The sequence below is a fragment of the Bacteroides sp. ET336 genome (assembly GCF_024733815.1).
Lineage (GTDB): Bacteria > Bacteroidota > Bacteroidia > Bacteroidales > Bacteroidaceae > Phocaeicola > Phocaeicola cellulolyticus.
Genome location: NZ_JANRHK010000001.1, coordinates 277,786 through 292,952, shown reverse-complemented (window position 1 = coordinate 292,952; position 15,167 = coordinate 277,786). Strand labels below are relative to the sequence as shown.

At 36.8% G+C, this 15,167-nt stretch carries 10 protein-coding genes; 3 read left to right on the top strand and 7 right to left on the bottom strand.

The features are described from left to right. Nucleotides 1-59: 59 nt before the first annotated feature. Nucleotides 60-2,246, top strand: coding sequence for a lipopolysaccharide assembly protein LapB (locus NW213_RS01335; RefSeq protein WP_258321566.1), 2,187 nt, complete (start codon nt 60-62; stop codon nt 2,244-2,246). Between the two features lie 88 nt (nt 2,247-2,334). Here the strand turns inward: NW213_RS01335 and NW213_RS01330 are convergent, their stop codons facing one another. Genes NW213_RS01330 through NW213_RS01320 form a run of 3 tightly spaced genes read right to left on the bottom strand, consistent with a single transcriptional unit; the run spans nt 2,335 to nt 4,677 of the window. Beyond that, nucleotides 2,335-3,240 carry a DMT family transporter gene (locus NW213_RS01330; protein WP_154043628.1) on the bottom strand — a complete coding sequence of 302 codons (906 nt, stop codon included), beginning with the start codon at nt 3,238-3,240 and terminating at the stop codon, nt 2,335-2,337. 60 nt (nt 3,241-3,300) lie between these two features. Continuing rightward, nucleotides 3,301-4,053, bottom strand: a complete 753-nt coding sequence (gene truA, locus NW213_RS01325) for a tRNA pseudouridine(38-40) synthase TruA (RefSeq protein ID WP_258321565.1) — start codon at nt 4,051-4,053, stop codon at nt 3,301-3,303. 9 nt (nt 4,054-4,062) lie between these two features. After that, a complete protein-coding gene (locus tag NW213_RS01320; RefSeq protein ID WP_239469208.1) occupies nt 4,063-4,677 on the bottom strand; it encodes a DUF5715 family protein in 615 nt (204 codons plus the stop codon). A 240-nt stretch (nt 4,678-4,917) separates the two neighbouring features. Here NW213_RS01320 and NW213_RS01315 point away from each other — a divergent pair, with 240 nt between their 5' ends. Next, entirely contained in the window at nt 4,918-5,994 is a 1,077-nt protein-coding gene (locus NW213_RS01315) for a YeiH family protein (RefSeq protein WP_258321564.1), read from the top strand. Nucleotides 5,995-6,100: 106 nt separating this feature from the next. On the opposite strand, the gene NW213_RS01310 is transcribed toward NW213_RS01315, so the two are convergent. The 4 genes from NW213_RS01310 to NW213_RS01295 all read right to left on the bottom strand — a co-directional run bounded on the left by NW213_RS01310 (nt 6,101) and on the right by NW213_RS01295 (nt 12,393). Further along, on the bottom strand, nt 6,101-8,239 hold the full coding sequence (locus NW213_RS01310; protein ID WP_258321563.1) for a leucine-rich repeat domain-containing protein: 2,139 nt from the start codon (nt 8,237-8,239) through the stop codon (nt 6,101-6,103). Between the two features lie 15 nt (nt 8,240-8,254). Next, nucleotides 8,255-9,658: a BACON domain-containing protein gene (locus tag NW213_RS01305; protein ID WP_258321562.1), complete on the bottom strand. Its 1,404-nt coding sequence runs from the start codon at nt 9,656-9,658 to the stop codon at nt 8,255-8,257. Between the two features lie 24 nt (nt 9,659-9,682). Further along, the gene (locus NW213_RS01300; RefSeq protein ID WP_204392308.1) at nt 9,683-10,348 is read right to left on the bottom strand and encodes a response regulator transcription factor; all 666 of its coding nucleotides are present in this window, start codon (nt 10,346-10,348) and stop codon (nt 9,683-9,685) included. A gap of 134 nt (nt 10,349-10,482) precedes the next feature. Next, nucleotides 10,483-12,393 carry a tetratricopeptide repeat-containing sensor histidine kinase gene (locus NW213_RS01295; RefSeq protein WP_258321561.1) on the bottom strand — a complete coding sequence of 637 codons (1,911 nt, stop codon included), beginning with the start codon at nt 12,391-12,393 and terminating at the stop codon, nt 10,483-10,485. 716 nt (nt 12,394-13,109) lie between these two features. On the opposite strand from NW213_RS01295, the gene NW213_RS01290 reads away from it, so the two are divergent. After that, nucleotides 13,110-15,107 (top strand): AAA family ATPase, encoded by a 1,998-nt coding sequence (locus NW213_RS01290; protein ID WP_258321560.1) that lies wholly within the window; start codon nt 13,110-13,112, stop codon nt 15,105-15,107. Nucleotides 15,108-15,167: the final 60 nt, after the last annotated feature.

Here is a 15,167-nt window from a genome sequence, read left to right as displayed (position 1 = left end):
AAAATTACAAAAAAGTTATTATTTTTGCAGCAATAGTATAAATATTGAAATTACCGTATATGTATAACGAGATAAAAAATTTGATTTATAGCCACAAACTGAAGGAAGCTCTCGAAAAACTTCATGAATACGCATTTTCTACAGACAACTGGCAGATAAAATCGGACATTGAAAGTCTGAAAACCACATACGGCTTAATGCTGCAATACACCAGCCAAGGTATGAACGATCCGGGAAGGAAAGAAATGTACACCCAATTATTAAGAAAAGTATTTATTCTTAATGAAAGAGTCAAAATTCAGAATATGCTGGAAAATGACAGTTCGTACGTTTCACAAACATACAGGGAGGAGAAAAATAGTCTTTCGAAAGGATACGCTGAAATACTGCAGAAACTGGAAGAAAGACAAAAAGATATCAGCGTATCCGACATGTATGAAGAACCATACCGTACAGAACTTACAGAAACTCAAATTAAAATAAAGCAATCAATACTTGAAGAGTTATTCAACAAAACCTGGATACCAGTAGTATGGAACGAGGAGGATTATAACGGAGCACTGTCAATAATAGAATCAGAAAAGATATCCGACAATGACAAAGCATTATTCACTTCAGCTTTATGTCTGAGCCTCATATACATACTCGATATATATAAGTTAAGGACACTTTTGCATATCTATCTGAAATGCAAAAATCCTGTAATCACACAACGTGCCTTAGTGGGTATAATGATAGCTATGCACATTCAAAGTGAAACCATAAGCTATTCATATCCAAATCTTCTTGATGAAATAAATCTGATGAAGGACAATCCATATTTCATGGATGATTTCTATACTGTAATCATACAAATGATACTGTCACTTGATACAGAAAACATAAACAAGAAGATGAGAGACGAGATAATCCCTTCGATAATGCAATCTACGGAGTTGGCATCGCCTATAGACGATATGTCAGACATGAATTTCGAAGAGTTTATAGAAGATATTATCGAAGAAAATCCGGAATGGAAAGAAAACATAGAGAAAATAAAAGACCAGATTAAGGAACTGGATATGCTGCGTCAGGAAGGGGCGGATACGAACATGTGTACATTCTCAAACCTGAAAAGCTATCCTTTCTTCTACGAGCCATCGCACTGGTTCTACATCTTCAGCCCTGAAGTGCCTGTCATATATGAAATGATGACAGACAAAAACAACAATTATGCTCCGTTCATCAATACTCTGATGAAAGCCACAGACATGTGTAATTCCGACAGATTTTCTTTATGTCTGACATTCAAAACCATGCCTAGCCTGCCTTTGGATGCGATGAATACAGGACTGAATGCCCAAAACAAATTGAATGAAGAACTGGAAGGCATAAATAATGAAAAGAAAAAACGTCAGACTGAAAGCAGACTTTTCATACAGGACTTGTACCGTTTTTACAAATTATGGAGAAAACATTATGAAAAGAAAGATATTTTCTCAGAAGGTATTGCATTATGGGAAGATTTCGATATACGCATGATAGTAAAAGAAAGCGGAAAGCTGAAGCAACTTGCAGACTATCTGTTCGCCAAGGGACATGTGACTGATGCTGTATTTACCTATATGGACATCATTGATGACAATCCTAACGACTACGAAACTTTGCAAAAAATAGCGTATGTAAATATTCTGAACAAAGATTATGACAAAGCTCTGGAACTGCTCAACAAAGCAAATATTTTGTCACCGGGAAATATATGGACTCTCAAAAATATAGCACTTTGCTATAAAAAGAAAAAGCGCTATGATCTTGTACACGAATATCTGAAAGAAGCAGAACAGATAAATCCTGACGATCTGAGCATCTGTACACAAATAGGACAGGCACTCATAACAGAAGGTATATACGACGAAGCACTGAGATATATGTTCAAGGTGGAATATATGACAAAAGGAAAAACATCTGCCCAAAGAGCCATTGCATGGTGTTATTTCATGTTGGACCAATACAACAAAGCTATAGAAATGTACACCAAAATACTGGAAAAGAAGGATGCCACAGCAGAAGACTGGATGAATATAGGACATGTATATCTTGTGAACAACGACATAAAGAATGCTATCTCATTTTATAAAAAAGCCAATGAACTGATAGACAAAAAGTCTTCATTCTATGAAATATTCTCATCTGATATTAAAACACTACAGAGTAAGGGTGTAGATGAAGATCTGATCTATATGATTCCGGATATGGTGCTGGTATAAACACATATTTAGCCCCTGTTTAAACGATGGGTTCTGTTTAAACAGGGGCTAAATATTTTATAAGGATTACATTCTGAAACGGGTTATCTTAACCCAACACATTTCCCAGATATAGGAACAGCATACTGATAAGAACCAGCAGCAAATCCACAGCCTTACTCTTCAGGTTCTTCTCACGGAACACCATCGCTCCGAAAAGGAATGAAACTACAACGCTGCTTCTTCTTACCATCGATACAATGGAAATCATTGAATCTTCCATAGACAACGCATAGAAATACACGAAATCGGCAGCCGACAGGAATATGGAAATCAATATTATACACCAGTCCCAACGAAAAGGAGTACCATGCTTGCGTCTAGGCCACCACAAAAACAGTATCACTCCTCCCATAAGGAACAGCTGATATATATTATACCATGCCTGTACAACCATATTATTGAACTGCCCCATAAGATACTTGTCGTAAAGTCCGCTTATAGCACCGAGAACTGCTGCCAATACAACAAACCATACCCAGCGGTCGTGTTTGAAATCTATCCCCTCCTTTTTGCCGGAACGGCTAAGCAGGAAGAAAGAAACAATGGCCAGCAGGACTCCTATCCACTGATATGCATTAAGACGTTCGCCAAAAATGAGAAGTGCTCCTACAAGCGTCATAACAGGACGTGTGGCATTGATAGGGCCTACTATTGTAAGAGGCAGATGCTTCATGCCGAAATAGCCGAACACCCACGAACCAAGCACAATAAACGACTTCAATATAATAAATTTATGGACTTCCCATCCCGCTTCGGGCACATAAAATAATGATCCTGAAAGCATATCCGGTCTGAAATAAGAAATCAGTATAAACGGAAGGAATATCAGACTGGAAAATAATGTATTCAATCCCAAAACAGGAAGTACGGCATTGTTAGCCAGCGATTTTTTCTTGAATACATCATAAAAGCCCAGCAAAGCAGCCGAGCAGAAAGCCAATAGTAACCACATATCTTTAGTTTTTAAGTTCTTAAGTTTTTAGTTTATGAGTTTGTATGTAAAGCAAATCTTCTACAGAAACAAATCCTCCGGATAACCTATGTCAACAAGAAAAAGGGCATGAGCCGGAACAGAAGTTCCTGCGCTACAACGGTTCTTTTCCTCTATTACCTTTCTAAATCCATCGACAGATAATTTTCCGCGTCCAACCTCCACCAAGGTACCGACTACGGCACGCACCATGTTACGCAAAAATCTGTCAGCCTGAATGGTAAACACCCATTCATCCTCGCCACACTTACTCCAGCAGGCGTGCATAATCTTGCAGTTATTGGTCTTTACATCTGTATGAAGTTTGCTGAAACTGGTGAAATCCGTATATTCAAACAGGGTTGCCGCTGCCTCATTCATCTTTTCAATATCAAGTTTCTGAAAAATTCTCCATGAATAATGGCGTGCAAAAGGATCCTTGCGTGTGGTTATATAATACTTGTATGTACGGTATGTTGCATCAAAACGGGCATGAGCATCCTCACGGACACGTCTGATACTATAAACTGATATATCCTGGGGCAACAGACGATTCAACTTGTCTGTCACCATATCACAATCCAATTCGCGGTCAATATCAAAATGTGCCACCATAAGTCTGGCATGCACACCGGCATCCGTACGTCCTGCACCCACCACCTCAATACTGTCATCTCTCAAAAAGACCGACAAAGCCTTGTTAAGAGTTTCCTGTACACTCTCACCATTAGGCTGTATCTGCCATCCGTGATAGTTTGTGCCATCGTATGCAAGGTATATAAAATATCTGTTCATCACAATGTATTATCTTGCTGTTATATGAAAACATCCCTGTTTCAATTCATACTTTACGTAACATTTCTCTTCCTTTTTCAGGTCACGAAGGACTTCTGCAAGAACCAATTTCAATGTATCAGCACGTACATCCTGCATAGGACGTCCGTCAGGATCTTCCACTTTGGTAAATCTCTTCCAGCTTATATCAAACGTTGTTCCGTAGAAATGGCATGAATTCATTGATGCATTGCCGTTAGTACGCCTCAAACGCTTAACATCCTCTTTGGTACGAGTAACGGAAGTAACTATAATCTTGTTTGGATTAAGTCCTTTATTCTCAAGCGAATCAAGAAAGTTCTCACCTATTGTCTCAAGCAGAGCGCTTGCAGTAGGAACCAGATAAGGAATGGAATGTGTCAATGAATCCATGTCATAATATTCGCAAGGACCTATTTCCACCAGTTTCTTTTTAAGGCTTTCAGCCTCTTCACGCGATGCCACAGGAGATATACCTATAGCCTTTGCCGATTTTAACTGTACGGCATTCAAATCGCCGAAAGAACGTTTGTAACTCACCACACCTTTTATATTGCGTGGGTTATTCATTTTCATAGTTTTGTCTCCACATGATGAAAATGCCATAACGACAATACCAAATGCGAAGAAAGCACCTAATAAATTCTTCATTCTGTTATATTTATATTTTCGGGCGCAAAATTAGCAATAATGCTTGACATTGTGAAAACAGGCAACAGTATTTATTCAACATTTTGGTTATTACCAAAAGTTATAAGCCATAAAATAAGATGAAAAACAACATATTGGCAAAAGCACTATCTTTGCAGCCGGAAACAAGAAACTTTAATACAAAACAAGAACGATATGTTTACAAAAGAAAATCGCGCCAATACCATACACGGTATTCTGCTTATCGCACTATTCTCTTTCGCTGCATTCTACATCGCAGAAATTCCATTTGTAAAAAGTTTGTCATTCAGTCCGCTGATTGTAGGTATAATCCTTGGTATGCTGTATGCCAACAGCCTCAGAAACAAGCTGCCTGAGACATGGGTTCCGGGAATAAAATTCTGTACTAAACAGATACTTCGTGCAGGTATCGTGCTCTACGGTTTCCGCCTTACACTTACACAAGTGGCTGCAGTAGGAATACCGGCTGTTGTAATAGATACAATAATAGTGGCAGGAACGATCTTCCTGGGAGTGTGGTTAGGCAAACTCCTGAAAATGGATGCCGACACATCACTGATGACTGCTACAGGTAGTGCCATATGCGGTGCAGCAGCTGTACTTGGAGCAGAACCGGTTGTAAAATGCGAAGGCCACAAGACAGCCATTGCAGTTTCTACAGTGGTTATATTCGGAACAATATCAATGTTCCTCTATCCTATCATGTACCGTTCCGGAATGCTTGATGCACTGGGAGATACAGGAGTGGCAATCTACACAGGAAGTACACTTCACGAAGTGGCACACGTGGCAGGAGCCGGAAACGCCATGGACCCTACAGACTCATTGGGAATAGCCGGTACAGCCACTATCACAAAAATGATACGTGTAATGATGCTTGCTCCGGTACTTGTGATTATGGGTATCGCACTTTCAGGCCGCAAGACCAAAGATGCCAGCGGCAAGGCTCAGAAAAGCAAAATCACAATTCCATGGTTTGCATTCGGATTTATCGGCATAATATGTGTCAATTCACTGCTGCAATACCTTCTGGGGGTAGATAGCGTAAAAGAAATCCCTTTGAACGGTGCAATAGAATATATAGATACATTCATGCTTACAATGGCAATGACCGCACTTGGAACAGACACCAGCATTGATAAATTCAAACAGGCAGGTGCAAAACCATTTGTTCTGGCCGGACTACTTTATATATGGCTTGTGGGTGGTGGATATGTGATTACTAAGTATCTGGTACCTATGCTGGGATAACATGAAAGTATAAAAAACAAACAAAACAAAACTAACTTGATAAAAAACGACCCTCGCTTCAATGGAATATCCACGAAGCGAGGGTTATCTTTTTTAATACATATCCTTATTTCCAATAATTTCCGCTCTCATTAGGAATATTATCATAATCATCAAGTTTGTTACATCCCCTAAATGCGCCGACAGACTCTATTATTTCAATAAACTGAGTATTGTATTCAGGATTATTACGTTCATATAAATGAACTTTTTTACCGTCTATCATTGTGTAAGGAGATTCACCTGTAAGTGAACTACAGCCATTGAAAAGATTTTTAACCTTTACAATTTTTCTTTGGTTATCAAATAATGTAACCGGTATAGTGGTAAGACTTGTACATCCATTGAAAGCATCTTCGAAGAATGTCACATTCTTATTGTTATCAAACAGACCTTCCGGCAATGCTTTAAGCGATGAACAACCTCTGAACAAGGCGCCCATATTATCTACATTCTCCATATTTGAGAACAAATCTGAAGGTATGCTTTCCAATGAAGTACAATCAGTAAACAGACCGTACAAATTTCCGTACTGATAATGTTGAATATCTGTAATATAACTTATGTGACAGCTTGAAAAAAGTCCTTCCGGAATTGTTTTCAACGAACTACATCTGTAGAACATACATTTGATATCGTTCAGATAAGTGTTATTTTTAAACAGGCCGGCAGGGATTGAAACAAGCTTACTACATCCTGAAAATGCATATTGCATTGAAACAACATTACTATTATTGTAAAATAGTTTCTCCGGTATCATTTCCAAATTAGAGCAACCATAAAAGACCTGGTCAAAGCTTCTGGTACTTGTGCAATTAGCAAACAGATTTTCAGGTATCTCAGTAAGTCCTGTACAATCTTCAAAAGAACTTTCAAAGTCAGTAGCCGATGTAGCATAAGAGAATAATCCAGAAGGGATAGATGTTATAGAAGTACATCCTTTAAAACTGTTCTCGAAAGATTTTATATCACTAAATGCTCCACATAAATCGTCTGGAATAGATTCAAGAGTTACAACATCCTCCAAGTCAAGTTCAAGTAAATCTGTATCTCCCCATTGTTCAATACTCAACAATGACTTACACATTACTGAACCTACTCTTTGGTTCTCCATTGATATTTTTTCCAAAGAACCTCTAAAAGCTACGACCACCTCCTGTGAAGAGATTTTATAACTATGTCTTATGTCACCAGGATAAACGTACTTATCTATATATTCTTCAGAACCGTCACCCCATGTGATATACCCTCTTACATTACCCCAGAATGGCAAATAGACAGTATTTTCATTCAATGACGTAAGAGCAAATTTCATTCTAAGTTCATGTTCTTCTCCACGAACATCAGTCGTAACAGAGGTTTGTGTTATACCGGAGAAATTATCGAACTTGTCTTTTGCGGCAATATATACAAAGTACTTCTTTCCCTCATCAAGTCCTTCCAATTCATAGGTATTTCCTTCTTCCAGCAATCTTATATCCCTAAACCTATCATAATTATTATCATTGACAGCTTCTCTCTGTATTTCGGAAAGAGGAATGGAATCTTCTGTCGAATAAATTCCATAAGCATAAACACCTTCACTGGCCTCCAAATTCATAACAACAGAGTTTATGCTCTTTTCATAATCGACAACTCTTACAGATTTACCAGCTTCTTGCATAATCTGTATTGAAGCTATAATACTATCAGGATTATTATATCCATACACAAGCAACTTATCTGTAATAGATTCTGTCTTGGCATTTGTATTGAAATATACAATGGTTTCTGTTGGACTGCTCACATAGAAATCAGGCTCTCTAAAGATAAAGAAAGGAATATCATCGGCACTTTCAATCTGACCTCCATTTTCATTGAATTTCTTAAAAGATTCCAAGCAAAAATGTAATTCATCAACAATATTGGTTTCATACCTTAAAGCAAAGGTATTATTTCCATATGTTTCGTCAACATATCCACATGCAGGCACAACAATATTTTCTGCACCAAACTTAAAATACGGTTCTTTTCCATCTGAAGTATGAAAACCATCTTCATACCCTTCATCAGAAGTATCGCCAAGATCATCTTCATCTTCTTCACCACCTTCAATGAGGTCGATCAATTTATCACATGATGTCATTGTCACTGATACTGTGAATACAGGCAATAACACGACAAGGAAATAAAAAATACAGCGGCTTAATAGCTTTATGGATCTCATAACCATGATAACTTTTTAATAATTTATAGTGTATCGGTAGTAATCATTTCCTGATTTTACGTATTCAGATTTGCGATTTTTTGTAGTAGTGTAGTAGTATCTTACTATTACTTCTTCTTGCTTTTCTTCATCCCATTTTATACGTTCTTCGAATGAATCGGTTGTCCAGATTTCATACGAATAATTATATATCTTATATGGAATAGAAATGGTTACGCCTGTAAGGTTTTTATCTTCATCAAAAGTATATTCTACTGGCACTGCTTCTTCCGAGTATTCAGCTGATTTACCTGTTACTACTTCGATTAATTTATTTGGTTCTTTACATCTTTCATCTTCAATACTTATATTTCCATCTGACATTTCATCACCAAATCCAGGAATCTTCTCCAAACAAAAATCACTTGTTTTTGCAAGACGACCGATATAGAAAAGAAAATCAAATTCAAAACCACCTCCAACGTATGCCATCATGTCTATCATACCATTGTTTGGATATTTATTGGCATAATATGAATTATCGAAAGTATATTCATCATCATTTTCATATTCACCATCACAGAAATATTTACTCATCAATCCATTTTCATAAGAAAAAATATATTGATCATCTTCATTACCATACTCATATGTCAATATCTTAGCAAGACGAACATCATCAGTATAGCCGAATTTTGCAACGTTACGATAACTGCTTTCATATTCATCCTTTTTCCGAACTTCAACAGCATTGCCTCTATCATCCAAGGATATAACATAACGTGTTTCATCAGATTCAGAAGATCCAGATTCCACTTCTTCAAGTTTTGCCTGAATCTCTCCAACTATACTATAGTCGAAAGACATGGTACGAGTATATTTACCGGAATTATACTTTTCACTACCTTCTTTCACTATACGCGCCACAGAACCGTCATCATAGTATGAAAATTTCAAAGAATATTCTTCTTCGTACTGACTGTTACCAACATCAACAGAACTGTTGTCTGTTTCATTATAAATTATTTCCTTAATTTGTTTTGCCACAGTTCCAGCAGAAGTTTCCCCTTTCTGTTCTACTGTTATTATCACTTCACTTTCACCACAAACAATCTTTATCTCTGCCTTACGAGATGCTCCGGTAAAATTTTTTGTAAGCGAAACTGTAATAGTACATTCACCGGCTTCACCACCATAAGAACTCAGTTTAAGCCATGAAAGACTTTCACCTACTTTAGAGCTAGCAACTTCTTCTACTGATGCGCTCCAAGACGCATCTGCCGTAAATTTTATAATAGCTTCCAGATTTTCATCAGCACTTACAACAAGTGATGTTGAAGTACCATCGGCCAGTTCAATTTGATCTTGTGTTCCTAAAACCTCGTCACATGATGTCAGCGCAACTGCCAACAACAGTAATAATGAATAAAATGCTTTCATAATAGATAATATTAATTAGTATTCTTAGATATTCTTATTAGGATCAAGATGAATTATGCCATTATTAATAGCCTTTAATACCAATTCAACAGCATTTCTTACCTCGAATTTTGAGAACAAGCTCTTTCTGTGAGACTCAACAGTATTGACCGACACATGTAGCGATTCAGCTATTTCTTTTGTCTGCATTCCCATAGAAATAGCTTTCAAGACATCCATTTCACGATTTGTCAACAATGAATGATAGTCTGGAGTGTCGCCATTCAACCTTAATCTTTTCTTTATCTTATTGAATTCATCACAAAAATAACTTTCCCCGTTCAGAACACTCCTCAACGCATTTTTTATTTCATCAGTATCAGCCGATTTAAGTATAACACCATCAACCCCCATCTGAATAAGTTTCTTTACTACCCAAGGTTCTTCGTGCATAGTGTTTATAATTATACGAGTTTGCGGCACCATGTTCCTTATTATTTCCATAAGCTCGAAGCCGCTTAAATCTGGCAACTCAATATCAATCAAGCAAACTGCAAATGAATTGTTTTTCATAAGTGTTATGGCCTCCGAACCGGAGGATGCAGTATATACTTCACCTATTTCAAGCATACTGTCAACAATGAATTTTATACCTTGAAGTATCAAAGCATGGTCATCAACCAATAATACTGCAGGTTTAGCGTTTTTCATTTCATTTCCATATACCTCCATAACACCCAACAATCACATTTATTTACAATTAAACAAATAAATTTGTTTTACAATGCAAAGGAACATAAATATAAAGAAAGAAAATTCACCGAAAACCGTGATTTTTACATTTCTCAAACATTTCCAAACAGATGTATATCAATATTTATGACAACTCCATTATCTTTTGTCACATAATAGATACCTCCAATTGTTTTAAGTCGGTCGTCTATTGTACGCATACCTATACCGCTATTTTTATTATCATTTTCATCCCATTTTCCATCATAAGAAATCTCCATTTTCAGATTTTCCATCTCTTGTTTCATCTTTACCTGGACGTGATCCACATTAGCATATTTAACAATATTGCTCATCATTTCCTGCATTATGCGATAAACTTCATATCCAACCTTGTGAGGTATCTGCTCCCATCCTTTATCAGAACTTGATGTATATTCAATATGTATTCCTGTCTGTTCTTCTGTCTTCGCAAAATAATCATTAAGCATTTCGTCAAGGTCTGTAAATTGAAAACTTGGAGGCATAAGTTCGTGCGAAATATCTCTTACTCCACATCTTATTTCTTCAAGAAGATGTATAGCGTTCTGCTTTTCCTCGTCAGACACATTATTCCTTTTAATATGCATAATTACACCAAGCAAATCATTACACACACCATCATGCAGGTCTTTTGCCAATCGTTTTCGTTCATTTTCCAATCCGTCAATATATCTTTTGGCAGATATAAGTTCGGCTTCTTTTTGTTGGATTTTACGTTTATGCTGCAGAACAAGGATTATAATGAACAATAAAACTATGACAACACCCATATATATACCCAAACGGACATTGGCAGCCTTCTGACGTGCATGCTCATTCTCAAGTCTTGATATTTCAAGTTCTTTAGCATTGACATTGAGCTTTGCATTCAATTCAGACATCTCTGTATTAATACTTGTTTTCATCAATGAATCAGTGTAAGCATAAACATCCAGAAGTTTTTCAAAAGCTTTCTTATAATCACCCAATCCTTCATAGTTGTGATATAAAAGTCTGTTGTAGGCTTCATATGAAATCTGAGACAAAAGCTGGGGATTTCCTAAAAGTATATCAAGACTTTTCTGATACTCTCCCATCCAATTATATATGCTGGCACGCGTTGCCATAATCTCAAGAGCTGTCGGACTGCCTGCAGGAATTTCATCGACGTACTTTCCGTACTTATCCATATATATCTTTACAGAATCCTTTTTGCCCCATAGCTGATAATTACTTAACAATGGACCGAACGAACTCATTGCCAGCATTATAAAATTCTTGTCTATAGCCATCTCGATATTGTCTTTCAGAATTTCAGCTCCTTCGGTATATTTCCCCATCCTGGCATAAGCTGCAGCCAATAAAATTCTGGAATACATATACATATTTACATCATCAATCTCTTGAGCATATTTTGCTGCAATCTCAGCATTCGGTAATGCATCACCATATCTTTCACTGGCAAAATACATTGCACCTATATTATAATATATAGATGACAACGTACTCTTATCAGCAGAAATCTTAGCATAATCGCTAGCCTGATTATAATAAAATAATGTGGAATCCGTTATCCCAATCTTCCTATAAACCACTCCGACAGACATGGAGACAGTTGCCTCAAAATCATAATCACGTTCTTTCATCTTAGAAGCATGTGACAACAAATCCAAATACATTGTTTTAGATTTTTCAAACTCCCCATGAGAATAATAATATGTGGCCTTTGAATTTAAAAGACGAAGATACATCCAACTGCCATATTCAGGCTTTTTATAAATTTCAAGTCCTTTATTTGTAAAATATATGGCAGAATCAATATTGACAGATTCATATTCTTCGCTTAACCGCAAATATATCTCAGCCAAATGTTCCTTTTGCAAACCTTTTCCTTCTGTTTTTGATAATTCAATTCTCAAACTGTCCGACACCGGTGTATTACAAACAGCATAACCAAGACACAAAAGTCCCCCTAAAACCACACACAATAATTTTTTGATCATAATAAAAAACATTTAATTTATATATCCGTAAAAATAATAATAATCTTAATACTAAAGCATCAAAATAGGATTTTATTATTATCATAAATATAATACATGACATGAAGGTAATTATATGACAAAAATGACATGACAAAAAAGATGTATTGCATGACAAATATGTCATCTATAATACTTTTCTTTGATTTACATCAATAAAAGGTCATAAAAATAGAAAAATATGTCGTAAAACATATTTTGCATAAAAAAAGGACTTATCTTTGCAGTGTAATTAAAGGCCGAAAGGTCCTAAGCTTAACTAAACACATAAATAATTTTAAGGTTAATAGGTAAAATGATTAAGGTAAAAGTCGAAGGCCGGCCGTGAGGTTCGCCTGAGAAAAGAAAAGTTATTATTAACTTAAAGAAGAAAGGATAACATTATGAAAAAGGTAAAAAGTATTTTTAACAAGATTGCCAATGCAAACCCAATGATTTGGGGTTATGTAATGTTGAACGACAACATGGCAAACAGAAAGTAAAATTTCGGGTCGTAATGACCCTTGTAATTCGAAAATTATGACCGTGAGGTCTGTAAATAAAGAAAAGCGTCTGTATCAATCTACAGGCGCTTTTTTCATTTCAAAGAAATGCTCAAGGTATCCATCGTTAAATATGAATTTATTGTTATATTCGCAATCTGAAAAAACATAAAAAAAGAAACTTACCGTCCTACAATGGCTACATTAGATATAGACACAAGCAATCAGGAATTCCAGAATGCACTAAAATTAATACAATATACCCACCAGTCCGTCTTTCTTACGGGTAAAGCCGGAACCGGTAAATCCACATTCCTGAAATATATCTGCCAGAATACAAAAAAGAAATATGTAGTTCTGGCTCCTACAGGTATTGCTGCCATTAATGCAGGAGGAAGCACTATGCACAGTTTTTTCAAACTTCCGTTTCATCCGCTCCTACCGGACGACCCAAAATTCAGAGGTAACAGACTCCATGAATCACTGAAATATACATCCAATCACAGAAAACTACTGAAAAGTCTTGAGCTGGTCATTATTGATGAGATTTCAATGGTAAGGGCCGACATTATAGACTTCATAGACAAAGTTTTAAGAGTTTATTCAGGAAACATGAGAGAGCCTTTCGGTGGGAAGCAGCTGCTGCTGGTCGGTGATGTATTCCAACTTGAACCTGTAGTGAAAAGTGATGAAAAGGAAATACTAAGCAGGTTCTATCCTAATCCGTATTTCTTTTCGGCAAATGTATTCCGACAGATGGAATTGGTATCCATAGAACTGACCAAAGTATATAGACAAACAGACAAGGCTTTCGTAGGAATACTTGACCATATACGAACCAACACGACACGTGCAGCCGATCTGCAACTTCTTAATACACGTTTCAACGCGCCTGTTTCAAACAACGAAAGTGACATGTACATCACCATTGCTACACGACGTGACAGTGTGGACTACATCAACGAAAGAAAACTGGAAGAACTTGACAGTCAGCCGGTAGTATTAAAGGGTGAAATAAAAGGTGAATTTCCTGAAAGCAGTCTTCCTACAAATATGGAACTGACCGTTAAAAAAGGTGCGCAGATAATTTTCATAAAGAACGACATGGAAAAGCGCTGGGTGAACGGCACTTTGGGAACAATAACAGGATTTCTACCGGACGGAAGCATAAGCATCACTACGGAAGAAGGCAGGGAATTCTATGTGGAGCAGGAAAGCTGGAGCAACATACGCTATCATTACAACGAACAGGAAAAGAAAATAGAAGAAGAGGAACTTGGCACCTTCAAACAGTTTCCTATAAAATTAGCATGGGCCATAACTGTACACAAGAGTCAGGGACTTACATTCAACCGTGTTATAATAGATTTCAAAGGAGGAGTATTCGCCGGAGGACAAACATATGTAGCCCTAAGTAGATGTACATCGCTGGAAGGAATACAGCTGAAAAAAGAAATTACGAAGTCAGACATCTTTGTGAAGCCTGAAATTGCAGAGTTTGCACAAAAATTCAATGATGCAATGTCCATTGAACGCGCTATGAAAAAAGCGCAGGCCGACATTGAATACGAAAAGGCTATAAAAGAATTCGACAAAGGTAATTTCGCAGAATTCTTAGACAGCTTTTTCAAAGCCATACACAGTCGTTACGATATTGAGAAACCACTTATACAGAGATATATACGAAAGAAACTCGGAATAATCAACAAATTAAAAGCTGAAAACAAGGCACTGAAAGAAGAGCTGAGAAAACAAAAGGAAAATCTAAAAAAATATGCCCATGAGTACTACCTTATGGGAAATGAATGTATCACCAAGGCTAAAGATACAAGAGCTGCACATGCCAATTTTGACAAGGCGATAGAACTGTATCCTGAATTTGTCGATGCATGGGTGAGAAAAGGTGTTACGTTTTTCGACGAAGACAATGTGGAGGAAGCGGAAAGATGCCTTAACCATGCACTGCATATTCAGCCAAACAATTTTAAAGCAATATATAACCGTGGCAAACTAAGACTTTTCACAGGCAGAACCGAAGAAGCTATTTCAGACCTTGACAGAGCCACAAGTCTGAAACCGGAGAACGCAGGAGCACACCAATTCTTCGGAGAAGCACTCGAAGCAGCAGGAATGGAATACGAAGCAGAGATACAATACAGAATAGCTGAAGAGCTTAGAAAGAAACAAAAATAAAAAACGATTTCTCAATATTTTTTATTATTTTCGCAAATATTCAGATTTAAACGAAACATT

Bases quoted from the DNA above. Each gene is read 5' to 3' on its own strand.
- truA (WP_258321565.1), bottom strand. From the start codon at position 4,053: ATGAACAGATATTTTATATACCTTGCATACGATGGCACAAACTATCAC.
- NW213_RS01320 (WP_239469208.1), bottom strand. From the start codon at position 4,677: ATGGCATTTTCATCATGTGGAGACAAAACTATGAAAATGAATAACCCA.
- NW213_RS01295 (WP_258321561.1), bottom strand. From the start codon at position 12,393: ATGATCAAAAAATTATTGTGTGTGGTTTTAGGGGGACTTTTGTGTCTT.
- NW213_RS01335 (WP_258321566.1), top strand. From the start codon at position 60: ATGTATAACGAGATAAAAAATTTGATTTATAGCCACAAACTGAAGGAA.
- NW213_RS01290 (WP_258321560.1), top strand. From the start codon at position 13,110: ATGGCTACATTAGATATAGACACAAGCAATCAGGAATTCCAGAATGCA.
- NW213_RS01330 (WP_154043628.1), bottom strand. From the start codon at position 3,240: ATGTGGTTACTATTGGCTTTCTGCTCGGCTGCTTTGCTGGGCTTTTAT.
- NW213_RS01310 (WP_258321563.1), bottom strand. From the start codon at position 8,239: ATGAGATCCATAAAGCTATTAAGCCGCTGTATTTTTTATTTCCTTGTC.
- NW213_RS01300 (WP_204392308.1), bottom strand. From the start codon at position 10,348: ATGAAAAACGCTAAACCTGCAGTATTATTGGTTGATGACCATGCTTTG.
- NW213_RS01305 (WP_258321562.1), bottom strand. From the start codon at position 9,658: ATGAAAGCATTTTATTCATTATTACTGTTGTTGGCAGTTGCGCTGACA.
- NW213_RS01315 (WP_258321564.1), top strand. From the start codon at position 4,918: ATGTTTACAAAAGAAAATCGCGCCAATACCATACACGGTATTCTGCTT.